Below are 23670 nucleotides of genomic sequence, written 5' to 3'. Positions count from 1 at the left end.
AAATGATGAGAAACGGGAACATGATTGACGTGTGACCAAATCGAAGGGGGAAACGAACAGTGAAACAAGAAATGCGTGAACTGATTCTCCAGCAAGTGAAAGACGGGAAGTTGACGATTGAAGAAGGCATGACCCAGCTCGAACGGCTCGAGAAGTTGGAGCCGGAACGTGTCCAAGCGCTCGAGGAACGTCAAGAGACGGAGAAAGTCGATGCCTACTCGGTCGAGTCGCTCACGACGAAACTGACGTCGGCGGTCGAAGGGCTCGTGACGAAACTTCGTGACAGCGACTTCACGTTCAGCTCGAACTTCGGGCCGGAAGTGACGTATTCGAAATCGTTCCCGTTCACCGGGAAAGATATCTCGCTCGACTTGTTCAACGCCTCGGCGACGATCGTCTCGTCGGACAACGACGAGTGTGAACTGATCGTCACCGGACGTCCGCTCCGTCAGCAGGACGCGGACAAGGCGCTCGAACAGCTCCAGTCAGCGGTCAAGCATTCGGTCATCGGTGACCGTCTCGTCGTGTCACTCCGCGACAAGCTCGTCCGGGCGCACGTCGAACTGTACGTCCCGCATCATCATTTCGATCACCTACACGTACAGACGCTCAACGGTGAGGTCCGTGCCGACGGCCTCGACGTCGAGAGCGTTCGTATCCAGACGGCGAACGGCCGGGTCGTACTTCATGAAGTACATGCCTCGGAGCTGCTCCTCAACACGGGGAACGGAACGGTCGAAGTCGAAGCGGTCGAATCTGAACTCGTCCACGTCCGGACCGGTAACGGAGCCGTCATCGTGAACGGCAAATACGACAAGGCGTCGCTCAAGACCGGCAACGGGAACATCCGCGCCGAACTCGCGACGGCACGTCCGGCCAAGTTCGAGCTCGCCTCGCTCGCCGGAAACGTCCGTCTCGTCTTGCCGCACGGCGTCGAGGTCGAAGGAGAACTCGAGACGAACTTCGGTGGTCTCCACTGTAATTTAGACGAGCTCGAGATCATCCGCGACCGGAAAGACGTCGCCCAACGCCGACTCGAATTCTTGTCGGGCCGTGGCCAGACACCGCGGATCGAAGTCGAGGCGGGGACACGTACCGGCACGATCGACCTCGAACACGGTTCGCTCCACACACCGTCGACGTTCCTCGAAGAGGACAAACACGAGCCGGTGGAACCAATCGATCCAGTCGACCCGGTCAATCCGGCTGACTTGAACAACCCGTTCCATCAGCAATGACCGACAACCCGAAGGCCTCTCGCCTTCGGGTTTCTTTTAACTTCAGAGACGAGGAGGAACGGGATGAAGCGATTTTTGTCAGCGTACGGATGGATGATGATTGCGGTGCTGGTGCTTGGCGGATGTGACGACGAACAGCGCATCGTCAATGAGAACGAGCCGGCTGGCGACGAAGCGATTGCTGTCGCCTGGGCGTATGTGACCGCGCGAAACTGGCAGGAGCCCGCAATCGATGCGGGAGCGAGTACCGAGGTACATCGTGTCACGGTCGATGATGGCTATGAACTGTTGGACGATGCGTATACGGGGACCGAGGCGCTCGCCGTCTCGTTCGAAGCGGACCCGAACAGTAGCGTCGGCGTCCCGACGATCTTGGTCGCACCGGAGTCGAACACCGTGGTCGGCTATTTGTCGGGCGAATGAGACATCCATGACAAAAACCCGAAGGCGGCAGCCTCCGGGTTTTTGTCATGTCATAGATTCATTTGATACTCCATCTGTTCCCAATCCATCATTTGACCGTCATACAACGTGAATGAGCCGATGATGAACAGGATGAACAGGACTGGGCCGGCAATAAGCAAGAAAATCCCGAGGTAGCGCATCGATTTCGACCGGTTCCAATAGAAGATGATGGCGACGATCATCGACAAGAGCGACCCGGACAAGAACAAGCCGACGATGTTCAAGATGAACAACAGCAACACCGTCTCGTTTTTCGTCGCGGCATATTCGCGCCACATGTCAAACAGTGATTTGACCAAGTAGACGAGCGCCGCGATCCCGACGATAAAAATAAAGACAATGGCAATCCAAAATAGTGAATTCATTTCATTTCACCTCCCTAATCCTCTATACCCGTTCTACGGAAGCGCCACGAATTAGTTTCAACTCTTTTTTTCGACACGTTTCGGCTCACTTTCGTTGACGCTTCTCAAGAAGAGCTATGATACAATAATGAGCGTGAAAGGGGCAGATTACTCATGCAAAATATCGTACGCACGGCTCAACTCGTTGAGCGCTTCAAACTTCAAGTCATCGCCGGGGAAGAGGGACTTCACCGTCCTGTCGCCACACCGGACCTCAGTCGACCGGGACTCGTCCTTGCCGGCTACTATACCCACTATGCGAAAAATCGGCTGCAAGTGCTCGGCAAGACGGAGCTCACGTTTTATGCGAGCTTGTCGGAAGAGAGCCGCCGCGAGCGGGCGAAGATTTTATGCACGGAATTAACACCGGGCATCCTCATCACGCGCGGCTTCGACATCCCGAAAGAGATCGAAGAAGAAGCCGAGGCGGCGAACGTCCCGCTCATGCGGACGAACGCGGTGACGACGTCGATCGAGTCACAAATCACGAACTTCCTCGAGATGGAACTCGCGCCGATGACGGCGATGCACGGCGTACTCGTCGACATCTATGGCGTCGGGGTGCTCATCAAAGGACAGAGCGGCGTCGGGAAATCCGAGACCGCACTCGAACTTGTCAAACGGGGCCATCGCCTCGTCGCCGATGACTCGGTCGAGATTCGTCAGACCGGGGACCAGCTTCTCGTCGGTTCGGCTCCGAAGCTGATTCGTCACTTGCTCGAGATTCGCGGGATCGGCATCATCGACGTCATGACGTTGTTTGGCGCTGGCGCCGTCCGCTCGCACAAGAAGATCAGCTTGATCATCAACCTCGAGAACTGGGATGCGGGCAAAGTATACGACCGTGTCGGGCTCGACCACAACACGATGAAAATCATCGATAGCGAAGTGCCGTTACTCACGATCCCGGTCCGTCCGGGACGAAACTTGGCCGTCATCGTCGAAGTCGCGGCGATGAACTACCGCCTCCAGAACATGGGCATCAACACGGCCGAAGAGTTCGCGGAACGTCTCGCGAACGCCATCCATGACAACGAAGGGGACATGGAATAATGGTAGAGCCAACGTTTGATCGCGTCGCGTTTGAAATCGGGTCGCTCCCGATCTATTGGTACGGCATGATCATCGCCTTCGGTGCGATGCTCGGCCTCGTTCTCGCCTTGTTCGAGGCGAAGCGTCTCAATTATGATTCAGAACGGGTCGTCGATGTCATCATCTGGTCGATTCCGATCAGTATCGTCTTCGCCCGGATTTACTACGTCATCTTCCAATGGGACTACTACAGTGAGAACCTTGGACAGATCATCGACATCCGCCAGGGCGGGATCGCAATCCACGGCGCCATCTTCGGAGCGCTGCTCGTCGTCATCATCTATTGCATGCGCAAGTCGATGTCGTTCTGGAAGATCACCGATATCCTCGCTCCGTCGCTCCTGCTCGGGCAAGCGGTCGGACGTTGGGGGAACTTCATGAACCAAGAGGCGCACGGTGCCGAGACGACGAGCCGTTTCTTGAAAGAGACGCTCTTCCTCCCGGATTGGATCGTCAATCAGATGTATATCGACGGCGCTTATTACTTGCCGACATTCTTGTTCGAGAGCGTCTGGAACATCCTCGGCGTCATCTTGCTCGTCGTCTGGCGTATGGTCGGTAACCCGCCGCGCGGCTACATCTTCTTATCGTACCTCGTCTGGTATTCGATCGGACGCTTCTATATCGAAGGGCTCCGCACGGATAGCCTCATGGCCGGCGATCTCCGGACGGCACAACTCGTTTCGATCGCGATGATTGTATTCGGTGTCGTCATGATGATCGTCCGCCGCAAAGCGAAACGATACGATGACCCTTCAGAGAAAGGACTGTTTGATTGATGGATACACTTCTATTCGATTTGGATGGCACGTTGCTCGATACGAACCCGCTCATCATCGCGAGTTTCCGTCACACGCTCGGGTACTACTTCCCGGACGAGACGTATCGCGATGAGGACATCTTCCCGTTCATCGGACCGACGCTCGAGAAGTCGTTCAAGGCGCTCAATGAGCCGGAATGGAAAGAGATGCAGGCGTTCTATCGCAGCTTCAATATCGCGATGCACGACCAGCTCGTCGCCGAATATCCGGGTGTGATCGAGGGGCTGTATCGCCTCCACGCCAAAGGCTACAAGATGGGCGTCGTCACCTCGAAAGGCCGTCCCGTCGTCGAGCAAGGCTTGCGTCTGTTCAAGATCGACCATCTGTTCGATGTGGTCGTCACGGCCGACGATGTGGAATATGAGAAACCGCACGCCGAACCGGTCGAACGGGCGCTCTGTGCGCTCGGGTCGACGGCGGACCGCGCTGTCATGGTCGGGGACAACGACACGGACATCTTCAGCGGCAAGAACGCCGGGACGAAGACGGTCGCTGTCGGCTGGGCCATCAAAGGCCGTGCGTTCCTCGAAGCGCTCGAACCGGACGTCATCATCGACTCGATGGAACATTTCGAGGCGTGGCTCGACGAGGTCACGGTTCATGCGTAAGACGGAACGGTTTCGTCTCGACGGGCCGAATCCGCTCTGGCAAATGTATCGGACGATTCGTTTCCTGCGTGTCTTCAAAAACACGACTGTCGTCTTGATCGGCCGGTACTTTCCGTCCGTCAAGGCGAAGCGCTGGCTATACCGGACGTTCCTCGGTATGGAAATCGGGGAGTATAGCGCGCTCGCCCTCATGGTGACGCCGGACGTCATGTTCCCGGAGCGGATTTCGATTGGCCGTAACACGGTCATCGGGTTCAACTCGACGATCCTCTGTCACGAGTATCTCGTCGACGAGTATCGGATCGGCGACGTCCACATCGGGGACGAGGTGTTGATCGGGGCGAACGTGACGATTTTACCTGGCGTGACGATTGGCGACCGGGCCGTCATCGGTGCCGGGGCCGTCGTCCATCGTGACGTCGCGCCCGGAGAGCGCGTCGTTGGGGCAAAGCTCCATACCATCGACACAAAATAGACACAATTTAGCGCGAAATCATTTTGAGGTCAAGACATGTAGGGCCTCATAAAATTACTAGGGCGGTATCACTTTTTTTAAAGGCGATACCGCTTTTTTGTGTCTATGGGCGCTGACATGAAACCTCCATATTTTTGTCGAAAAGCATTTGAACGACCTAGCAAAATATATTCATTATAGAAGGAATATAGTCCCGATTTTTTTTAAGTTTTTCAGTTGCCCTCGTTGTTTGAGTGCGGTATTCTTAACCCTGCAACTAAAAATAGATTTAGAGATGATGTGGAGGATTTAGAATATGGAAGCGAACTATGAAGCAGTAATGACGCTACCCGAACCAGAATCTCCGCTCGCCGCGGAGCTCCACTACTATAGAGGTCGTCGTGCGTTACGTGAAGGTCGCCTAGATGAAGCGACTTTTTTCATGGCTGAAGCCACTGCCGCTGCAGCGCACCGCGTCGACTATCACAAACAGTACGCTGAACTGTTATTTGAAGTAGGGGAGATCTATCACGCCAATGACGTGTGGAAACGGGTGCTAGAACTCGATGAGACGTCAACCGAGGCCTTGTATCACCTTGCGAGCAATTGCGCTTATATCTCTTTATATGAAGAAGCAGCGATGTATGCGAAACGTTACCTCGAAGTCGAGGCACACGGGCGCTATGCGGACTCGGTCCAATCGTTATTAGAACTGATCGAACTCGAGCAAGAACTCGAGGACGAAGATGAAGACGAGTTGATCACGTGGCACACCGAGGCCCAGCAGCATATCGACAAAGGCCGCTTGTTCGCCGCCAAGTCGACGCTCGAACGATTGATCGACCGTTATCCGCGCTTTTGGCCGGCGTTCAACAACTTGGCCATCGTCAATTTTTATCTCGGCAACGATGAAGCGGCGTTCGAGACGCTCGAGTATGTGCTCGATGAAAACCCGGGCAACTTGCATGCGATTTTGAACACGATTTTGTTGTTGCATGAGGCCGGACAATCAGAAGCGGCGCTCCAACTGTCGGTCCCGCTGACACGGGTCCGCCCGCTCCAGTTCGACTTGCGCTACAAACTCGCCACGACACTCGCGCTCGTCGGTCAATACGACCGCGCGTACGAAGAACTCCGCCTCTTGAAAGACCGCGGATTCCGTGGGGATTCACTGTTCGGGCATTGGCTCAGCGTGTCCGCCTACAAGACCGGGCGTCTTGAAGAAGCGGCCACCTATTTGAACAGTGACGAGTTGAAACAATTTGAAGAAGCGAGCCCGTATGACATCCGCGACAACCTCGAGTTCCGTTCGGCACTCGTCCAAGGGTTGCGCCAAGAAGAAGACGCGGCTCGCATCGAAATCATCCGAATCATCTCGAAACTTGCCGACGACGAAGCGTTTGAAGCACTCGCGTTGACAAACGGAATCACCGACAACGAGACGGTGCTCGCCTTCGCCGAGAAATGTCGTGCTGAGATTTGCGGGGCACCGTTCACCGGTGACGCCCGGATCGCTCGGGCGTATGAGGCCCTCGTGCTCGCCGAGACGGAAGTGACGGAAGCGGAACAGATGAGCCTCGACGGCGACTTCTATGAACGGTTCTCACTCCTGCTCCTTGCCGGGGCATCGTTCGAGGACGTCACGGCATCGGCCGCGGCCCTCGTCTGGATGTTCTATGCGAAACGGGATGCCCTCATCCTCGACGACTGCGCCGACACGTTCGGAATCGACGTCGCGACGCTCACGGGGACGATCCGTTCGTTCAAACAGACACTCGAACAAGCATAAAGATAGACGATACCTCCCTAGGTTTCTTATACTGAAGTCAATCAATTTCATGCAGAGGTGGAATCATTATGACAGAAGAAAAAATCTATGACGTCATTATCATCGGGGCCGGCCCAGCCGGAATGACGGCGGCACTTTACGCGTCGCGTGCCAACTTATCGACACTTATGATCGAACGCGGTATCCCAGGTGGACAGATGGCGAACACGGAAGATATCGAAAACTATCCGGGCTATGACAGCATCCTCGGCCCAGACTTGTCTCAAAAAATGTTCGACCACTCGAAAGCATTCGGGGCGGAGTACGCTTATGGCGACGTCCAGAGCATCTCGGACGAAACGGAATATAAAGTCGTCCACGCGCACAACCGTGACTATAAAGCACGGGCGATCATCCTCGCTTCTGGCGCACAGTATAAGAAAATCGGTGTCCCGGGCGAAGAAGAGCTCGGCGGCCGCGGTGTATCGTATTGTGCGGTCTGTGACGGGGCGTTCTTCAAAGGGAAGAACTTGTTCGTCATCGGCGGCGGCGACTCAGCTGTCGAGGAAGGCGTGTTCTTGACACGTTTTGCTGACAAGGTGACAATCGTTCACCGTCGCGATGAGCTTCGTGCGCAGAAGATTCTTCAAAAACGGGCGTTCGACAACCCGAAAATCGACTTCATCTGGAACCACACGCTCAAAGAAATCGTGGAAGCCGATGGTAAAGTCGGTGGGGCACGTCTCGTCAGCACGGTCGATGGGACCGAGTCGGACCACGAAATCGACGGTGTGTTCATCTATATTGGCATGAACCCGATCACTGGTTTCGTCAAAGACCTCGGCATCACGAACGAGCAAGGCTATATCGTCACGAACGAAGCGATGGAGACGAAGATCCCAGGGATTTTCGCAGCCGGCGACGTACGCGACAAGACGCTCCGTCAAGTCGTCACCGCGACGAACGACGGATCGATTGCCGCTCAAAACGCGCAACACTATATCGAGGGGCTCCTCGAGGCGTTGCACGAACAAAACGCGTGACATGAGGCAGAAGGGATTGCGGGCGACCGCAATCCCTTCTCTTTTTTTCGGACGTTCGTTATACTAAGGACAGAAGAGAGCTGCACACACGGCTCGGTTGTCAATTTTAAGGGGGCGTCAGTGACATGGAAGACTTTAAAGGATTAGAAGAATTGATCATCATCAGCGGGATGAGCGGGGCCGGGAAATCGGTCGCAATGAATAGCTTTGAGGATCTTGGCTATTTTTGCGTCGATAACTTGCCGCCGGTGCTATTGCCGCAATTGATCGATGTCATCAGCTCGGTCCGGCCGAAGATCGCCGTCGCGATCGACACACGGACGCGCGACTTCATCGACAGCCTGTTCATCGTCATCGACGACTTGGAACAGAAGAACGTGCACCCGCACTTGTTGTATCTCGACACACGGGACGAAGTGCTCGTGCGCCGCTACAAGGAGACGCGCCGATCGCATCCGCTCGCCCCGGAAGACGCACCGCTCGTCGGCATCGGGATGGAGCGCTCGTTGCTCGAAGGGTTCCGTGACCGGGCCCATACGCTCTACGATACGAGCGACTTGAAGCCGCAGATGCTCAAAGACCGCATCTTGCTCCAGTTCAACGAAGAACGGATCCCGTTCACGGTCAACTTCATGTCGTTCGGGTTCAAACACGGCGTCCCGCTCGACATCGACCTGTTGTTCGACGTCCGCTTCATTACGAACCCATTCTATATCCCGGAACTCCGTCCGCTCACCGGGCAGACGGAAGAAGTCCAGAACTACGTCATGTCGCACCCCGAGGCGCGGGCGTTCTATAAAAAACTGATCGACATGCTCGAATTCCTGTTGCCGCAGTACAAGCGTGAAGGGAAGACGCAAGTCGTCGTCGCCTTCGGCTGTACGGGCGGGAAGCACCGTTCGATCACGTTCGCCGAGAAAGTGTCGGCTCATTTCGCCGAGCGCTATAACGTCAAAACCGTCCATCGCGATCTCGCGCATGCGACGAAGGAGAAATAAGATGAGACGCGATAGAAAAGTGGTGGCCATCGGTGGAGGGACGGGCCTCTCGACGCTCGTCCGGGGCTTGAAGCATTATCCGCTCGACATCACGGCCATCGTCACGGTCGGGGACGACGGGGGCAGCTCGGGGCGCCTCCGTGACGAGTTCCACATGTTACCGCCGGGCGACATCCGGAACGTCATCCTCGCCTTGTCCGAGGTCGAGCCACTCATGGACAAGATTTTGCAATATCGGTTCGACAGCGGTTACGGGCTCGAAGGGCACTCGCTCGGCAACCTCATGTTGACGGCGGCGACGCATATCTGCGAAGGCTCGTTCGTCAAGGCGGTCGACGTCTTATCGCAGCTGTTGAACGCCCAAGGCAAGGTGCTCCCGGTGACGGAGACACTCATGACGCTCGCCGCCGAGTTCGAGGACGGGACGATCGTCAAAGGTGAATCAAAGATCCCGCTCGTCGAGAAACAAATCAAGCGCCTGTTCTTGCTCGAGGAAGGTATCAAGCCGGCAGCTGGTGTCGTCGAGGCGATCGAGGACGCCGATTTGATCGTGCTCGGTCCAGGGAGCCTCTATACGAGCATCATCCCGAACCTCTTGATTCCAGAAGTGCGTGACGCCATCGTCCGCTCCAAGAAACCGGTCGTTTACATCTGCAACGTCATGACGCAGCCCGGTGAGACGAAAGGGTACGACGCGATGAAACATTTGAAATCGATCGAGGCGTATCTCGGCAAGTCGACGGTCGACACGATCGTCGTCAACAACGAGCCGATCGAGGACATCTATTTAGAGCGTTACCTCGAGGACGGCTCGGAAGAAGTCCGCTTCGATCGGAAGAAGCTTCGAAATTACGGCACGAACGTGCTCGCGGGGGACATCGTCGACTATAACCGTGACTATATCCGCCATGACTCGGACGCCATCGCCGGACTCGTCATGCAACGCGTCCTGCGCATCAAGAAACCACGCTCGTTCCAAGAACTTGAGCTGAAATAAGTTGTGATTGAACAGAAAGGAGGGGACCGGCATGAGCTTTGCCTCTGACGTCAAAAAAGAATTGACGCAACTCGTCGTGACCGATGCCGAGGCGAAAGCGGAATTATCCGCGCTCGTTCGGATGAACGGGGTCATTTCGCTCGCTTTAGGGCGAGGGATGACGCTCGACGTCTCGACCGAGAACGCCGCCATCGCACGTCGAATCTATTCCCTCATGAAACGGCTGTACGACCATCATCTTGATTTGTTCGTACGGAAAAAAATGCGGTTGAAGAAGAACAACGTCTATATCGTCCGGGTCGCCCAGCGTGCCGAGACGATGCTTCGAGACCTTGAAATCCTCGGGGAGAACTACGAGATGATCCGCACGCTCAACTCGGACATGACACGTGACGAGAACCTCGCCCGTGCCTATTTACGCGGGTCGTTCCTCGCCGGTGGGTCGATCAACCATCCGAAGACGTCGTCGTATCACCTCGAGGTGTACAGCCTGTACGAGAACCATAACCAGGCGCTCCGTGACCTCGCTAACCGCTTCGGCTTGAACGCGAAGACGCTCGAACGGAAGAAAGGGCACATCCTCTATATCAAAGAGAGTGAAAAGATCTCGGACTTCCTGAAACTCATCGGGGCGACGCGCGGCATGCTCGACTTCGAGGACGCGCGCATCATCAAAGACATGCGCAACTCGGTCAACCGGCTCGTCAACTGTGAGACGGCGAACTTGAATAAGACCGTCGGGGCGGCGCTCCGCCAAGTCGAGAACATCAAGTTCCTCGAGCGCACGGTCGGGCTTGAAATCTTACCGGTCAAACTCCGGGAGATTGCCGAGCTCCGGGTCACCCATCAAGACGTCTCGCTCCAAGAACTCGGCGAGATGCTCGAGACGGGACCGATCTCGAAGTCGGGGATCAACCATCGGCTCCGCAAAATCGATCAAATCGCGGACAAGGTGCGAAACGGTGAAGAAATCAGCTCGTCGTGACCCTGGTTGCACCAAAACCATTCTTCCTATATAATTAGCAATTGTGTATAGGACTTAGAAATGTAACTTAAAGGAGCTTCATGATTATGTCGAATGCAAAGAAAAGAATCTCGCTCACGATCGACGCTGATTTAGACCAGGTCATCACGGAGCGTGCGAAACAAATCGGGATCCCGAAAAGCGCCCTCGTCACGTTCGCGACAAGCCTCTTCCTCAACCAATTGCGCGCGGAAGAAGTATTGTCAGGTGACACGAACGCCATCTATCAGGTCATCCGCAAAGATTATGAACTGCTCACGAGCGTGGATAACTTAGACAAATAATTGCGAAAGGCTGACTGCGGTCAGCCTTTTTTGGTTGCATCCGGCCTTAAAATTTGGAATAGTGGTTATATTGAATTCGAATGGAGGTCGATCCTATGGGGCAAATCTTGCTCATCCTAGTATTACAACTCGTCTACGTACCGGTGCTGACGCTTCGGACCATCATGCTCGTCAAAGGAAAAACGATGATTGCGGGGCTGTTCGGGACGCTTGAGACGCTAATCTATATCTTCGCGCTCGGGATCGTGTTCCAAGATTTGACGACGCTCGGCATGATCGTCTATGCGGTCGGATTCGGGCTCGGGATTCTCGTCGGCGGTTACGTCGAGCGGAAGCTTGCCATCGGCTACAACATGATCCAAGTCCACACGCAAGAGTTCCCGGCCGAGCTCATCCAAAAGATGCGCGACAGCGGTTATGGCGTGACGCATTACCAAGGACAGGGACGTGACGGCATCCGATATCGTCTCGACGTCTTGGCGGCACGGACGCGGATGAAAGATTTGCGGCAAATGGTCGAGGAGTATGAGCCTAAGGCGTTCCTCGTCGCATTCGATCCGATCGACTTTAAAGGCGGCTATATGATGAAAGGGCTTCGACGCCCGAAATGAACGGGACGACTCACGGAAGTGGGTCGTTTTTTCGTGGAACGGGGAATACAAGAACAAAGGAGATGAGCGAGTTGAGACGAAAAGGGTTATGGATCGTCGTGGTTGGGTTGATTCTCGTCGGCGGCGCGTTGTTGGCCACCTCGTTTTGGAAGTCGGAGTCCTCGATCAAACCGCCGCTCCCGACAGTCCGGGTCGGATCGGTGACGGCCGAAGTGAAACAGTCGACGTTCTGCTGGTCCAATGGGGGCGAGGCGGTATGTGAAGACCACGGGTTGCCGGAAGCGGACGACTTGCAGCTCGTGCCGGTCGAGCCGGGTGCCGAGATTGATGTCGAGTTCCATGCCGAGCCGTCGAACGTCTCATTCCATCAAATCATCGATGGGGAGCTCGTACGGTCTGATCCCGTCGTCCCAGACGAACCGGGTGTCTATTTGTTCGAGACGGGCGGGGAGTGGCCGCGTGGGGACAGCCGCTATGTGTTCGGGGTCGAGGTCAAGGAATAAAAGAGTTGACCTGTCCGCTACGGGCGGCTTTATGATCAACGAGAAGGGGGGACGCCAATGATTCAAATCGGAAAAGTGGTCCATCTAACGGGGTTGTCCACTAAAGCAATCAAATGGTATGAAGCGAAAGGACTCGTCCGACCGACTCGTTTAGATAATCAGTATCGGTTATACGGGATGGAAGAAATAAGACGCCTGAACGAAATCAAGTTACTACGCCAAATGGGTATCTCGCTCGAACAAATTCAGACGGCAGAAAGTGTGAGCGAGTTACTCGACAGCAGACTTGATGAGGTCCAACGCGAAATCGAGGCGTTGCGACAAGTCGAGCAACAAATCAAATGGATGCAAACAGGGGGAGATTCAATGAAAGTACGTTATGAGATGTGGGACCGACCGAAAATCGTGAACGGCTATGTATCCGAACTCACCACAATCCCGTTTGTTTGGGAAAAATTGCAACCAGAGCTGACGACAGACGAATCATATGGCGTCTGTTTAGCGAAAGAAGCGCCTTTCCCGGAGTTGGGAAAGGCGCTTTTGGATTAACGCGTCATGACCTTGTCGATGAGACCGTAGTCTTTCGCTTGTTCAGCTGACATGAAGTAGTCGCGCTCTGTGTCGCGCTCGATGACTTCAAGCGGCTGGCCTGTGTTGTCGGCCATGATTTGGTTCAATTTCTCGCGCATCTTGATGATGCGTTCAGCATGGATCTTGATGTCCGATGCTTGACCTTGCGTACCGCCGAGCGGTTGGTGAATCATGATCTCCGCGTTTGGAAGCGCGAAGCGTTTGCCTTTTTCACCGGCTTGGAGCAAGAAGGCACCCATCGATGCGGCCATTCCGATACAAATCGTCGACACGTTCGGTTTGATGAAGTTCATCGTGTCATAAATCGCCATTCCGGAAGTGATCGAACCACCCGGGCTGTTGATGTAAAGTGAGATGTCCTTATCTGGGTCCTCGGCTGCAAGGAAGAGGAGCTGGGCAACGATCGAGTTGGCGACGTTGTCGTCGATCGCACTTCCGAGCAAGATGATGCGGTCCTTGAGCAAGCGTGAGTAAATATCGTACGCGCGTTCCCCGCGACCTGTTTGTTCGATAACTGTTGGAATTAACATTGAATCTGCCTCCTTTATGTAGGTTGTAAACATATCATACCGCTATAGTCAATGTTGGTCAAACGATAGTCATCGTTTTTGACCTATTCCACGGTTTGACGATTCTAAAACGACAAAAGAGGCCAGGCATCTGCCTGACCTCTTTCTTTGATACACCCGGAGAGATTCGAACTCCCGACACCTGGCACCGGAAACCAGTGCTCTATCCCCTGAGCTACGGGTGCATGTTCTCTGACACGATTTATTATACATTTGTTTTTTTAAAAAAGCAATCCTGTTCGTCTCACTTTTTTTTGAGCGCGTTTTCCCGCCTTTCGCTACAATAGGAAACGAGAGGGGTGTGACCGATGCAACGCCAAGAACAACAGCAACTTCAAAAGCAACAACTGACCCAGGACATGGTCAGGCGTCTGCCGGTTCTCGAAGCAGACCGGACCGCGATCGCTTTTCAGCTTGGCCGCTTGTCAAAGCGGAACCCGAACATCGCCATCGGCAGCGGCGCGGTCGAATGGGTGGAGGACACGGCGAGCGGATTCGAGTCCCGTCTGTTCGAACAGATTGAGGAAGGAAGTGGGAACGAGGTCCAACGTATGCTTCAAAAGCGGCTCGTCCTCGCGCTAGACCACCGCGGCCTCTTACCTGATAGTGACTTCGTGCTCGCCCATCGCTTCGAGGTCGATGTGGCGGACGTTGAGGCGGCACGCCAGGCGCTCTTGTTTTTAGAACCGACGGGGATCGGCGCGAAGAATGAGCGGGACTGCCAATACCGGCATGCGATTGAACATGACGACCCGCTCGTCTTGGACGTGTTCGAGGCGCTCGACGCGAACGTTGATGACATCCCGGGCCGACTCGACATCTCGGTGGCCGAGTTCGACCGGGTGACCCGTATCGTGGCGACGTTACCGAAAACACCAATATTATATGAAGGAACCGAGCATATCGTACCGGAACTCGAAGTCGCCCGGCGTGACGATGGGCTTGTGACGACATGGTTCAGCCCAACGCTCGATGCGGCTCGGATCGGGGACGACCGCGAGGCGAAGTGGTGGCACGAGACGCTCGAGATGCGGAACGCGACGCTACATTCGGTATGGACGGTCATCGCGGAACGTCAGGCGGACTGGCTCGACGGCAAGCTCGTCTTGCATCCGTTGACGCGGAAAGAAGTCGCCGAACGGATCGGCAAGCACGAGTCGACCGTCGGACGGGCCATCCAAGGAAAGTATGTGGCGACCGAGGGCGGGGTCATGGCGTGGCGCCACTTTTTCGTCAGGTCCACGGATCATGGGCAATCGCCGTTCATGGTGAAAAAGGCGCTCGCCGAACTGATTCAACAAGAGACGTCACCTTTGAGTGACGCCGCACTCATGCGAGAGTTGGCCCGGATCGGCTATACGGTGACACGACGGACCGTGGCGAACTATCGGGAAGCGCTCGGTTTTGGAAACTCGCGGGAGCGGGAACGACAACTATGGAAAGGAGGGGACTGACATGGTGCTGACATTATACCGGCGTGCCAACTGTTCGCTCTGCGAGGAGGCACTCGTCATGCTCGAATGGCTCATGGAAGACTATCCGTTCGAACTCGAGCAGGTCGACATCACGGGCAACGAAGAACTCGAGGCGAAGTACTTGTTCGAGATCCCCGTCGTCTTACACGAGGGGCGCGTCATTAGTCAAGGGCGATACGATGACAGTAAAGTTGAAGATTTTGTTAAGTATACGCTTACATCGAAAAAAAACGTTTGAAGGGGTTGCAAGACGGAAAGGTCATTGATAAGATGAAGTCGTAGCGGTGGGACGCAAATATAAAAGTGGGACAAAAATTGTCCATGCTTTAAGTCGAGGGGGAATGAGTATGATCCAGCAGCTGATTCAAGTTCAGAAGCAAATCGTTCCCGACATGCTCGATACGCTCCGACATCGTTACGACATCTTACATTATGTCCGGTTGATGCAGCCAATCGGCCGCCGGACACTCGCCACAAGCCTCGGGCTGACGGAACGAATCCTAAGACGAGAAGTCGACTTTTTGAAAGACCAAGGTCTATTGATGGTCGCTACTCAAGGTATTTCCCTTACGGAATCGGGCCGAAACGTTCTCAGAGACTTGCACGAGGTCATGGGAGAGATCCTAGGCATCTCGGAAGTCGCACGAGAACTCGAGCGAAAACTAGGCGTTCGCCAAGTCGTCATCGTACCGGGTGATTCCGACGAGACGTTCTGGGTCCAGCGAGATATCGGTCGGGCCGCCGTCACGCAGCTGAAAGCGCGACTGGCACCTGACGACAATATCATCGCGGTCACAGGCGGGACGACGATGGCATCGGTTGCGGCCATGATGTCGCCCGATAAAAAAGAACGGCCGATGCATTTCGTGCCGGCACGCGGAGGACTCGGAGAGACGCTTGAGTTACAGGCGAACACCGTCTGTTCTCGAATGGCCGACCGGGCCCATGCCGACTATCATTTACTCCACATTCCGGACGAGGTTTCGCAAGAGACGTTCGAGCGGATGGTGGAGGAACCTAGCATAAAAAATGTCCTGGAAATGATTAGAGCGGCGCGAATTGTGGTACATGGAATTGGTGAGGCGGAAACGATGGCGAAACGCCGTCACGCGTCACCAGAGCATTTGCGGATGATCGAACGGCATGATGCCGTCGCCGAGGCGTTCGGATATTACTTCAACGCCGAAGGTGAAATCGTTCATCGGGTCAAGACGGTCGGGATCCAATTAGAGGAGCTCGACGACATGGACACCGTCATCGCGGTCGCCGGAGGGAAATCGAAGGCACAAGCGATTGCCGCATATGCGAAACACACGCCGAACATCATCCTCGTCACAGACGAAGGTGCGGCGACAGAATTATTAAATCGTTATTAAAGAGTTGACCCCCGTTGGCTCTTCAATAAATAGCTTCTACCCTAAGGAGGAAATTAACTATGGCAGTAAAAGTTGGTATTAACGGATTTGGACGTATTGGTCGTTTGGCATTCCGCGAGATCATCAAAAACGAAGGAGTCGAAGTTGTTGCAATCAACGACTTGACTGACACGAAGATGCTCGCTCACCTTCTCAAGTATGACACGACACAAGGTCGTTTCGACGGAGAAGTAGAAGTACACGACGGTCACTTCCTCGTAAACGGCGAGAAAGTCGTTACACTTGCTAACCGCAACCCAGAAGAACTTCCATGGGGCGAGCTCGGTGTTGACATCGTTCTCGAATGTACTGGTTTCTTCACAGCAAAAGAAAAAGCGGAGCTTCACTTGAAAGCTGGCGCGAAAAAAGTTGTGATCTCGGCTCCGGCTACAGGTGACATGAAGACTGTTGTTTACAACACAAACCACGACATCCTTGATGGTACTGAGACAGTAATCTCTGGTGCTTCTTGTACGACAAACTGCTTGGCGCCAATGGCGAAAGTTCTCCAAGACCAGTTCGGAATCGTTGAAGGTCTCATGACAACAATCCACGCTTACACAGGCGACCAAAACACGCTTGACGCTCCACACCCGAAAGGCGACTTCCGTCGTGCACGTGCGGCAGCAGCAAACATCGTACCGAACACAACTGGTGCGGCTAAAGCGATCGGCCTCGTTATCCCAGAACTTCAAGGTAAACTTGACGGTGCGGCACAACGTGTACCAGTTGCTACAGGTTCACTCACAGAGCTCGTAACAGTTCTTGAGAAAACTGTATCTGTTGACGAAATCAACGCAGCAATGAAAAAAGCAGCGAACGAGTCATTCGGTTACACTGAAGACGAAATCGTATCTTCTGACATCGTCGGAATCACTTACGGTTCACTCTTCGATGCGACACAAACTAAAGTAATGACAGTTGGCGACAAGCAACTCGTTAAGACAGTTTCTTGGTACGACAACGAAATGTCTTACACTGCACAATTGGTTCGCACACTCAAGCACTTCGCTGAAATCGCGAAGTAAGTTCGTGAACTAAATAGAATCAAATAGGAGCGGAAACAAGAGATTGTTCTCCGCTCTATTTATGAAATTGACACGCACGACATATGGAGGCGAAGGTTATGAACAAACAGTCTATTCGTGACATCGATGTAAAAGGGAAACGCGTCTTTTGCCGCGTTGACTTCAACGTTCCACTCAAAGATCGCGTCATTCAAGATGAAACGCGGATCCAAGCGGCTCTTCCGACGATCAAACACTTGATCGACGGCGGCGCGAAAGTCATTTTGGCGAGCCACCTCGGCCGTCCAAAAGGCGAGAAGAACCTCGAGTACTCACTCGCACCGGTCGCTAAACGTCTCGCTGAACTTCTCGGCAAAGATGTACCCCTCGTTGAAGAGGCGTACGGTCCAGTCGCAGAAGAAGCCGTTTCAAAACTTGGTGAAGGTGACGTCGTCGTTCTCGAGAACGTCCGTTTCTACCCTGGTGAAACGAAAAACGATCCAGAACTCGCGAAAGGTTTCGCGGCACTCGCTGATATCTTCGTCAACGACGCGTTCGGTGCGGCTCACCGTGCCCACGCTTCAACAGAAGGTATCGCGCAAAACGTGGACCACGCGGTGGCTGGTCTCTTGATGGAGAAAGAACTTGAAGTCCTCGGGAAGGCACTCTCGAATCCAGACCGTCCGTTCACGGCGATTATCGGCGGATCGAAAGTTGCTGACAAGATTGGGGTCATCGACCACCTTCTTGACATCGTTGACACACTCATCATCGGTGGCGGTCTCTCGTACACGTTCTCGAAAGCACTCGGGCACGAAGTCGGAACGTCACTCCTTGAAGAAGACAAGCTCGACCTCGCTCGTCAGTTCATGAAAAAAGCAGAAGACAAAGGCGTGAAGTTCTTGATGCCGGTCGACTGTGTCATTGCGAAAGAATTCGGCGAAGAGACATACGTCGGACCAGTCGATATCGACTCGATCCCTGCGGATCACATGGGTCTTGATATCGGACCGAAGACAGTCGAAATTTACGCGGAAGCGATTCGCGAATCGAAACTTGTCGTTTGGAACGGACCGATGGGCGTATTCGAACTCGATAAGTACGCTAACGGAACGAAAGGTGTCGCTCAAGCACTCGCAGACAGCGACGCATACTCAATCATCGGTGGTGGTGACTCAGCCGCGGCAGCAGCCAAGTTCGGCCTTGCTGACCAAATGAGCCACATCTCGACTGGTGGCGGCGCTTCACTCGAATTCATGGAAGGCAAGAAACTTCCAGGCGTCGAAGCGTTGAACGACAAGTAAAATAGAGGAGGGTTATCGATGCGTAAACCGATTATTGCAGGTAACTGGAAAATGAACAAAACACTCTCGGAAGCTGTCGCTTTCGTAGAGGAAGTTAAAAATAACATCCCGTCAACGGACAAAGTTGACGCGGCGATTGGTGCACCAGCACTTTTCCTCGCACCGATGGTAGAAGCAGCGAAGGGGTCAAACCTTAAGCTCGGTGCTCAAAACATGTACGACAAAGACAGCGGGGCATACACAGGCGAAATCAGCCCGGCCATGGTCGCTGACCTCGGCGTGACATACGTCATCCTTGGACACTCAGAGCGTCGCGAATACTTCGGCGAATCTGATGAGTTCATCAACAGCAAAACGAAAAAAGCGTTCGAACACGGTCTTACGCCAATCGTTTGTGTCGGTGAGACATTAGAAGAGCGCGAAGGCGACAAGTTCGAAGAAGTCATCAAGACGCAAGTCGAAGGTGGCCTCGCGGACCTCTCAGCTGACCAAGTCAAACAACTCGTCATCGCGTACGAGCCAGTTTGGGCAATCGGCACTGGTAAATCAGCGGACGAAGCAGATGCGCAAAGCTCATGCAAATATGTTCGTGACGTGGTAAAAGGTCTTTACGGTGAAGACGTGGCGGCTGCGGTTCGCATCCAATACGGCGGTTCTGTAAAACCTGAGAACATCAAGGAGTATATGGCGCAAGAAGACATCGACGGCGCACTCGTCGGCGGTGCTTCACTTGAAGCTGCTTCGTTCCTCAAGTTGTTGGAGGCGATTTAAATGGCAAGACCAGTCGCCCTCATCATCTTGGATGGTTTTGGAATGCGGAACGAAACGTTCGGTAATGCGGTCGCTGCGGCGAACAAACCGAACTTCGACCGCTACTGGGAGCAGTATCCACATACGCTCCTCAACGCGAAAGGCGAGTACGTCGGCCTTCCGGAAGGTCAGATGGGGAACTCGGAAGTCGGTCACTTGAACATCGGTGCCGGCCGGGTCGTCTATCAGTCACTTTCACGCGTCAACAACGCCATCAAAGACCGTTCACTCTTTGATCGCCAAGCGATGAATCACTTGGCCGGACATGTGAAAAAGTATGATTCGAGCCTCCACATCATGGGCCTCGTCTCAGACGGTGGGATTCACTCTCACATCAACCACATGTACGCCATCGTCGAATTCGCAAAACTTCATGGCATCGAAAAAGTATACATTCACGCTTTCACGGACGGCCGTGACTGTGATCCGAAATCAGGCGCTGGCTTCCTCGAACAGACGGAAGCGAAGCTCGCTGAACTCGGACTCGGTCAAGTCGCTAGCGTGTCTGGACGCTACTATGCCATGGACCGCGATAACCGTTGGGAACGCGTCGAGAAAGTATACGACGTGCTCGTCAACGCGAAAGGCGAAGTCGGTACGAATGCGGTCGACGTGCTTAAACAGTCGTACGCAGACGGCTTGACGGATGAATTCGTTCTTCCGACGGTCATCGAGAAAGACGGACAACCGATTGCGACGATCAAAGATAACGACGCGATCATGTTCTTCAACTTCCGTCCGGACCGGGCCATCGAGCTCGCGAAAGTGTTCAAAGAGAAGACCGGCTTCAAAGGCTTCGAACTTTCGAACACACATCCAGAGAACATCTTGCTCGTCTCGATGACGAAGTTCTCGGATGAAATCGACACGGACATCGTCTTCCCACCGGAAGATTTGAAAAACACGCTCGGTGAGACTCTCGCCGCGCAAGGGTACAAACAGCTCCGCGCCGCGGAAACTGAGAAATACCCGCACGTCACGTTCTTCTTGAACGGACAACAAGAAACACCATTCGAAGGTGAAGATCGTTTCCTCGTGCCGTCACCGAAAGTGGCGACGTACGACTTGCAGCCTGAAATGAGCGCGTATGAGCTCACAGAAGGACTCTTGGAGCGAATCGAATCTGACGAATATGACGCGTATATCATCAACTACGCGAACCCGGACATGGTCGGCCATTCCGGTATGCTCGAACCGACGAAGAAAGCTGTCGAAGTCGTCGACGAATGCCTCGGTAAAGTAGTGGACGCACTCATTGCCAAAGGCGGCGCGGCGATCATCACGGCGGACCACGGGAACGCTGACCTCGTCACGAACCCGGACGGCTCACCGATGACGGCCCACACGACGGAACCTGTACCATGTATCGTCACGAAAGAAGGGGTGGAACTGAAACCAGTTCTCCAAGGCGCGTTATGCGACCTCGCTCCGACGCTCCTTCACCTTCTCGGTGGAGAGCAACCGGCAGAAATGACCGGCACATCAATCGTCACGAAGTAACTCAAAAAACTTTCCAAACAAAAAGGAGCGAATTTTCATGTCAATGATTACAGAAATTTACGCACGCGAAATTTTGGATTCACGCGGTAACCCAACAATCGAAGTAGAAGTCTTCACAGAAGACGGCGGTTTCGGCCGTGCCCTCGTCCCATCAGGCGCATCAACTGGTGAGCACGAAGCAGTCGAACTCCGCGATGGCGACAAGTCACGTTACCTTGGTAAAGGCGTACTCAAAGCCGTTGCTAACGTAAACGACACAATCGCACCAGAACTCATCGGTTACGATGTATTCGACCAAAACGCACTCGACAAGAAAATGATCGAGCTCGACGGTACGAAAAACAAAGGTAAACTCGGCGCAAACGCGATCCTTGGTGTCTCTATGGCAGCAGCACACGCAGCAGCAGACGAGCTCGGCCTTCCACTTTACACGTACCTCGGTGGATTCAACGCGAAGACGCTTCCAACTCCAATGATGAACATCATCAACGGTGGTTCGCACGCTGACAACAATGTTGACTTCCAAGAGTTCATGATCATGCCTGTTGGCGCGCCAACGTTCCGTGAAGCGCTCCGCATGGGTGCAGAAGTATTCCACGCCCTCAAATCAGTACTTTCTGGTATGGGTCTTAACACAGCTGTCGGTGACGAAGGTGGTTTCGCACCAAACCTTAAGTCTAACGAAGAAGCGATCACAGTTATCCTTGAAGCAATCGAAAAAGCTGGTTACAAAGCTGGCGAAGACATCTACCTCGCAATGGACGTTGCGTCTTCTGAGTTCTACGACAAGTCGACTGGCAAGTACGAACTCGCTGGCGAAGGCAAGTCAATGACAACTGCTGAGCTCGTAGACTTCTACGCTGAGCTCGTAAGCAAATACCCAATCATCTCAATCGAAGACGGTTGCGACGAAAACGACTGGGACGGCTTCAAATTGCTCACTGACAAAATCGGTGACAAAGTTCAGCTCGTTGGGGATGACCTCTTCGTAACGAACACTGAGAAATTGGCTGAAGGTATCGAAAAAGGAATCTCGAACTCGATCCTCATCAAAGTTAACCAAATCGGTACGCTCACAGAAACATTCGACGCGATCGAAATGGCTAAAAAAGCTGGCTACACAGCTGTTATCTCACACCGTTCTGGTGAAACAGAAGATGCGACAATCGCGGACATCGCTGTTGCGACAAACGCTGGTCAAATCAAAACTGGTTCGCTCTCGCGTACAGACCGTATCGCGAAGTACAACCAACTTCTCCGCATCGAAGACATGCTCGGCGATGTAGCGAAATACGACGGTATCAAGTCGTTCTACAACCTCAAAAAATAATTGATGTTTTCAGGCTCGCCTCATGGCGGGCCTGTTTTTTTGTGGTTTTGATTATCTTCATCAGACGGCGGGCCGCTTTCCTGGGGTGATGCGGATGCCTCCGCAGCGCATGCGCGCTTTACGGGGTCATCCTTGCATCACTCTCCCCAAGGAGTCGCCCACCGTCTGATTCAGTCCAAGCGGCTCCGTGGATTGCCTGCAGAAAGCATTGGTGCCGCCAGGACGGATAGTATATTCTGGTCCGTTTCCGGGAATAGAAGAGTGTAGGTAAAAGGAGGCGTTCGTCATGATGATCAGCGGTTTTCTCCTTCTTCTCATTGTGCTCGGTGTCGGCGGTTGGTTCCTGTACAAGTATATGGACGACCGGAAATGGTCGTGACGTGCGTCACGGCCGTTTTTTTGTGTGCGTGAACGATGGGAAATTGGGTATAATCATCAGATACAGTATAAAAAAGGAGAGACGTCCATGACACGCGTACGGAAAGCCATCATCCCGGCCGCCGGGCTCGGTACCCGCTTCTTGCCGGCGACGAAGGCGATGCCAAAAGAGATGCTCCCGATCGTCAACAAACCGACGATCCAATTCATCGTGGAAGAAGCCGTCGCTTCCGGCATCGAGGACATCATTATCGTGACCGGGAAGAACAAGCGCGCCATCGAGGACCATTTCGACCGGGCTATCGAGCTCGAACAGAACCTCGAGTCAAAAGGCAAGACCGAGCTCCTCGAGTCGGTGCGCCACTCGTCGAACCTCGCCAACATCCATTACATACGGCAACAGGAACCAAAAGGGCTCGGCCACGCGATTTGGTGTGCCCGGAAGTTCATCGGCGACGAACCGTTCGCCGTCCTGCTCGGGGACGATATCATCGAGGCGGACGTGCCGGCGACGAAGCAATTGATCGACCAGTACGAGCAGTATGAGCGCTCGATCATCGGGGTGCAACGCGTCCCGTATGAAATGACGAATCGATATGGTATAATTGACCCGCTTGCCGTCGAAGGAAAGCTCATCCCGGTCCGGACGTTCGTTGAGAAACCGGCCGTCGGTGAAGCCCCATCGAACCTCGCCATCCTCGGCCGTTACATTTTGACACCGGACGTCTTCGAGGCGTTGTCGGCGCAAGAAGTCGGGACAGGAGGCGAGATCCAATTGACGGACGCCATCGCCCGCTTGAACGAGGTGGAGACCGTCTTCGCCTATGAATTTGACGGGCGTCGCTATGACGTCGGGGAACCGATCGGCTTCATCGAAGCGACGATCGCCCACGCGCTCTGCGACCCAGATTTAAAAGCAAACGTCCACACGCTCTTGAAGCGCTTCGTGGACGAACTCGAACAACAGTAAGGTGTGTTATT

26 protein-coding genes and 1 tRNA gene are annotated in these 23670 nt (G+C 54.0%); 24 read left to right on the top strand and 3 right to left on the bottom strand.

Translation table 11 applies throughout. From position 1 onward, the window contains the following. The first annotated feature begins 59 nt into the window (after positions 1-59). The gene (locus tag AC13H5_RS10780; protein WP_029595044.1) at positions 60-1238 is read left to right on the top strand and encodes a DUF4097 family beta strand repeat-containing protein; all 1179 of its coding nucleotides are present in this window, start codon (positions 60-62) and stop codon (positions 1236-1238) included. A gap of 63 nt (positions 1239-1301) precedes the next feature. After that, positions 1302-1661 (top strand): hypothetical protein, encoded by a 360-nt coding sequence (locus tag AC13H5_RS10775; protein WP_483545710.1) that lies wholly within the window; start codon positions 1302-1304, stop codon positions 1659-1661. 50 nt (positions 1662-1711) lie between these two features. Here the strand turns inward: AC13H5_RS10775 and AC13H5_RS10770 are convergent, their stop codons facing one another. Continuing rightward, positions 1712-2068 (bottom strand): hypothetical protein, encoded by a 357-nt coding sequence (locus AC13H5_RS10770; protein WP_233004470.1) that lies wholly within the window; start codon positions 2066-2068, stop codon positions 1712-1714. Between the two features lie 153 nt (positions 2069-2221). Between AC13H5_RS10770 and hprK the strand changes: the two genes are divergently transcribed. The 13 genes from hprK (at position 2222) to AC13H5_RS10705 (ending at position 12859) form a co-directional block, all read left to right on the top strand. Beyond that, on the top strand, positions 2222-3160 hold the full coding sequence (hprK, locus tag AC13H5_RS10765) for an HPr(Ser) kinase/phosphatase (protein WP_483545709.1): 939 nt from the start codon (positions 2222-2224) through the stop codon (positions 3158-3160). After that, positions 3160-3978, top strand: a complete 819-nt coding sequence (lgt, locus tag AC13H5_RS10760) for a prolipoprotein diacylglyceryl transferase (RefSeq protein WP_029595048.1) — start codon at positions 3160-3162, stop codon at positions 3976-3978. Before hprK ends, lgt begins: the two co-directional genes overlap by 1 nt. Continuing rightward, entirely contained in the window at positions 3978-4628 is a 651-nt protein-coding gene (gene ppaX / locus AC13H5_RS10755; RefSeq protein ID WP_483545708.1) for a pyrophosphatase PpaX, read from the top strand. The genes lgt and ppaX overlap by 1 nt, the downstream gene beginning before the upstream one ends. Beyond that, positions 4621-5103, top strand: coding sequence for an acyltransferase (locus AC13H5_RS10750; RefSeq protein ID WP_034778539.1), 483 nt, complete (start codon positions 4621-4623; stop codon positions 5101-5103). The genes ppaX and AC13H5_RS10750 overlap by 8 nt, the downstream gene beginning before the upstream one ends. A 295-nt stretch (positions 5104-5398) precedes the next feature. Next, entirely contained in the window at positions 5399-6871 is a 1473-nt protein-coding gene (locus tag AC13H5_RS10745; protein ID WP_034778538.1) for a tetratricopeptide repeat protein, read from the top strand. Positions 6872-6939: 68 nt separating this feature from the next. Beyond that, complete coding sequence (gene trxB / locus AC13H5_RS10740) at positions 6940-7893, top strand: thioredoxin-disulfide reductase (RefSeq protein ID WP_029595052.1); 954 nt, start codon at positions 6940-6942, stop codon at positions 7891-7893. Between the two features lie 125 nt (positions 7894-8018). Continuing rightward, positions 8019-8891 (top strand): RNase adapter RapZ, encoded by an 873-nt coding sequence (rapZ, locus tag AC13H5_RS10735; protein WP_029595053.1) that lies wholly within the window; start codon positions 8019-8021, stop codon positions 8889-8891. A gap of 1 nt (position 8892) precedes the next feature. Beyond that, positions 8893-9888: a gluconeogenesis factor YvcK family protein gene (locus tag AC13H5_RS10730; protein WP_034778537.1), complete on the top strand. Its 996-nt coding sequence runs from the start codon at positions 8893-8895 to the stop codon at positions 9886-9888. A 31-nt stretch (positions 9889-9919) separates the two neighbouring features. Beyond that, positions 9920-10873 carry a DNA-binding protein WhiA gene (whiA, locus tag AC13H5_RS10725; protein ID WP_034778536.1) on the top strand — a complete coding sequence of 318 codons (954 nt, stop codon included), beginning with the start codon at positions 9920-9922 and terminating at the stop codon, positions 10871-10873. A gap of 86 nt (positions 10874-10959) precedes the next feature. Next, on the top strand, positions 10960-11196 hold the full coding sequence (locus AC13H5_RS10720; RefSeq protein WP_021065439.1) for a hypothetical protein: 237 nt from the start codon (positions 10960-10962) through the stop codon (positions 11194-11196). Between the two features lie 95 nt (positions 11197-11291). Then, entirely contained in the window at positions 11292-11807 is a 516-nt protein-coding gene (locus AC13H5_RS10715; protein ID WP_021065440.1) for a DUF2179 domain-containing protein, read from the top strand. Between the two features lie 62 nt (positions 11808-11869). Further along, positions 11870-12310, top strand: coding sequence for a hypothetical protein (locus AC13H5_RS10710; protein WP_483545707.1), 441 nt, complete (start codon positions 11870-11872; stop codon positions 12308-12310). 57 nt (positions 12311-12367) lie between these two features. Further along, complete coding sequence (locus tag AC13H5_RS10705; RefSeq protein WP_483545706.1) at positions 12368-12859, top strand: MerR family transcriptional regulator; 492 nt, start codon at positions 12368-12370, stop codon at positions 12857-12859. On the opposite strand, the gene clpP is transcribed toward AC13H5_RS10705, so the two are convergent. After that, positions 12856-13431, bottom strand: coding sequence for an ATP-dependent Clp endopeptidase proteolytic subunit ClpP (gene clpP, locus AC13H5_RS10700; RefSeq protein ID WP_138859072.1), 576 nt, complete (start codon positions 13429-13431; stop codon positions 12856-12858). The genes AC13H5_RS10705 and clpP overlap by 4 nt on opposite strands. 151 nt (positions 13432-13582) lie before the next feature. Continuing rightward, positions 13583-13655 (bottom strand) — tRNA-Arg (locus tag AC13H5_RS10695). 123 nt (positions 13656-13778) lie between these two features. Between AC13H5_RS10695 and AC13H5_RS10690 the strand changes: the two genes are divergently transcribed. The 9 genes from AC13H5_RS10690 to galU all read left to right on the top strand — a co-directional run bounded on the left by AC13H5_RS10690 (position 13779) and on the right by galU (position 23659). Further along, the gene (locus AC13H5_RS10690) at positions 13779-14924 is read left to right on the top strand and encodes an RNA polymerase factor sigma-54 (RefSeq protein ID WP_483545705.1); all 1146 of its coding nucleotides are present in this window, start codon (positions 13779-13781) and stop codon (positions 14922-14924) included. Position 14925: 1 nt separating this feature from the next. Continuing rightward, positions 14926-15183 (top strand): glutaredoxin family protein, encoded by a 258-nt coding sequence (locus AC13H5_RS10685; RefSeq protein ID WP_034778531.1) that lies wholly within the window; start codon positions 14926-14928, stop codon positions 15181-15183. A gap of 112 nt (positions 15184-15295) precedes the next feature. Beyond that, a complete protein-coding gene (locus AC13H5_RS10680) occupies positions 15296-16321 on the top strand; it encodes a sugar-binding transcriptional regulator (RefSeq protein ID WP_034780023.1) in 1026 nt (341 codons plus the stop codon). Between the two features lie 59 nt (positions 16322-16380). After that, positions 16381-17388 (top strand): type I glyceraldehyde-3-phosphate dehydrogenase, encoded by a 1008-nt coding sequence (gene gap, locus AC13H5_RS10675; protein WP_034778529.1) that lies wholly within the window; start codon positions 16381-16383, stop codon positions 17386-17388. A gap of 98 nt (positions 17389-17486) precedes the next feature. After that, positions 17487-18671 carry a phosphoglycerate kinase gene (locus AC13H5_RS10670; protein ID WP_131437839.1) on the top strand — a complete coding sequence of 395 codons (1185 nt, stop codon included), beginning with the start codon at positions 17487-17489 and terminating at the stop codon, positions 18669-18671. An 18-nt stretch (positions 18672-18689) separates the two neighbouring features. Continuing rightward, positions 18690-19442: a triose-phosphate isomerase gene (tpiA, locus tag AC13H5_RS10665; RefSeq protein WP_483545704.1), complete on the top strand. Its 753-nt coding sequence runs from the start codon at positions 18690-18692 to the stop codon at positions 19440-19442. Further along, positions 19443-20981, top strand: a complete 1539-nt coding sequence (gene gpmI, locus AC13H5_RS10660; RefSeq protein ID WP_483545703.1) for a 2,3-bisphosphoglycerate-independent phosphoglycerate mutase — start codon at positions 19443-19445, stop codon at positions 20979-20981. It abuts the gene before it with no gap. 37 nt (positions 20982-21018) lie between these two features. Then, complete coding sequence (eno, locus tag AC13H5_RS10655; RefSeq protein ID WP_021065450.1) at positions 21019-22311, top strand: phosphopyruvate hydratase; 1293 nt, start codon at positions 21019-21021, stop codon at positions 22309-22311. 466 nt (positions 22312-22777) lie between these two features. Beyond that, positions 22778-23659, top strand: coding sequence for a UTP--glucose-1-phosphate uridylyltransferase GalU (gene galU / locus AC13H5_RS10650; RefSeq protein WP_214823202.1), 882 nt, complete (start codon positions 22778-22780; stop codon positions 23657-23659). Positions 23660-23670 lie beyond the last annotated feature (11 nt).

The sequence above is a fragment of the Exiguobacterium sp. FD-YE-25-4 genome (genome assembly GCF_057004685.1).
Note: the sequence above shows the minus strand (reverse complement) of the source record. Positions and strands in the feature narration are given on the sequence as shown.

Bases quoted from the DNA above. Each gene is read 5' to 3' on its own strand.
- AC13H5_RS10775 (WP_483545710.1), top strand. From the start codon at position 1,302: ATGAAGCGATTTTTGTCAGCGTACGGATGGATGATGATTGCGGTGCTG.
- AC13H5_RS10770 (WP_233004470.1), bottom strand. From the start codon at position 2,068: ATGAATTCACTATTTTGGATTGCCATTGTCTTTATTTTTATCGTCGGG.
- hprK (WP_483545709.1), top strand. From the start codon at position 2,222: ATGCAAAATATCGTACGCACGGCTCAACTCGTTGAGCGCTTCAAACTT.
- lgt (WP_029595048.1), top strand. From the start codon at position 3,160: ATGGTAGAGCCAACGTTTGATCGCGTCGCGTTTGAAATCGGGTCGCTC.
- ppaX (WP_483545708.1), top strand. From the start codon at position 3,978: ATGGATACACTTCTATTCGATTTGGATGGCACGTTGCTCGATACGAAC.
- AC13H5_RS10750 (WP_034778539.1), top strand. From the start codon at position 4,621: ATGCGTAAGACGGAACGGTTTCGTCTCGACGGGCCGAATCCGCTCTGG.
- AC13H5_RS10745 (WP_034778538.1), top strand. From the start codon at position 5,399: ATGGAAGCGAACTATGAAGCAGTAATGACGCTACCCGAACCAGAATCT.
- trxB (WP_029595052.1), top strand. From the start codon at position 6,940: ATGACAGAAGAAAAAATCTATGACGTCATTATCATCGGGGCCGGCCCA.
- rapZ (WP_029595053.1), top strand. From the start codon at position 8,019: ATGGAAGACTTTAAAGGATTAGAAGAATTGATCATCATCAGCGGGATG.
- AC13H5_RS10730 (WP_034778537.1), top strand. From the start codon at position 8,893: ATGAGACGCGATAGAAAAGTGGTGGCCATCGGTGGAGGGACGGGCCTC.
- whiA (WP_034778536.1), top strand. From the start codon at position 9,920: ATGAGCTTTGCCTCTGACGTCAAAAAAGAATTGACGCAACTCGTCGTG.
- AC13H5_RS10720 (WP_021065439.1), top strand. From the start codon at position 10,960: ATGTCGAATGCAAAGAAAAGAATCTCGCTCACGATCGACGCTGATTTA.
- AC13H5_RS10715 (WP_021065440.1), top strand. From the start codon at position 11,292: ATGGGGCAAATCTTGCTCATCCTAGTATTACAACTCGTCTACGTACCG.
- AC13H5_RS10710 (WP_483545707.1), top strand. From the start codon at position 11,870: ATGAGCGAGTTGAGACGAAAAGGGTTATGGATCGTCGTGGTTGGGTTG.
- AC13H5_RS10705 (WP_483545706.1), top strand. From the start codon at position 12,368: ATGATTCAAATCGGAAAAGTGGTCCATCTAACGGGGTTGTCCACTAAA.
- clpP (WP_138859072.1), bottom strand. From the start codon at position 13,431: ATGTTAATTCCAACAGTTATCGAACAAACAGGTCGCGGGGAACGCGCG.
- AC13H5_RS10690 (WP_483545705.1), top strand. From the start codon at position 13,779: ATGCAACGCCAAGAACAACAGCAACTTCAAAAGCAACAACTGACCCAG.
- AC13H5_RS10685 (WP_034778531.1), top strand. From the start codon at position 14,926: ATGGTGCTGACATTATACCGGCGTGCCAACTGTTCGCTCTGCGAGGAG.
- gap (WP_034778529.1), top strand. From the start codon at position 16,381: ATGGCAGTAAAAGTTGGTATTAACGGATTTGGACGTATTGGTCGTTTG.
- AC13H5_RS10670 (WP_131437839.1), top strand. From the start codon at position 17,487: ATGAACAAACAGTCTATTCGTGACATCGATGTAAAAGGGAAACGCGTC.
- tpiA (WP_483545704.1), top strand. From the start codon at position 18,690: ATGCGTAAACCGATTATTGCAGGTAACTGGAAAATGAACAAAACACTC.
- gpmI (WP_483545703.1), top strand. From the start codon at position 19,443: ATGGCAAGACCAGTCGCCCTCATCATCTTGGATGGTTTTGGAATGCGG.
- eno (WP_021065450.1), top strand. From the start codon at position 21,019: ATGTCAATGATTACAGAAATTTACGCACGCGAAATTTTGGATTCACGC.
- galU (WP_214823202.1), top strand. From the start codon at position 22,778: ATGACACGCGTACGGAAAGCCATCATCCCGGCCGCCGGGCTCGGTACC.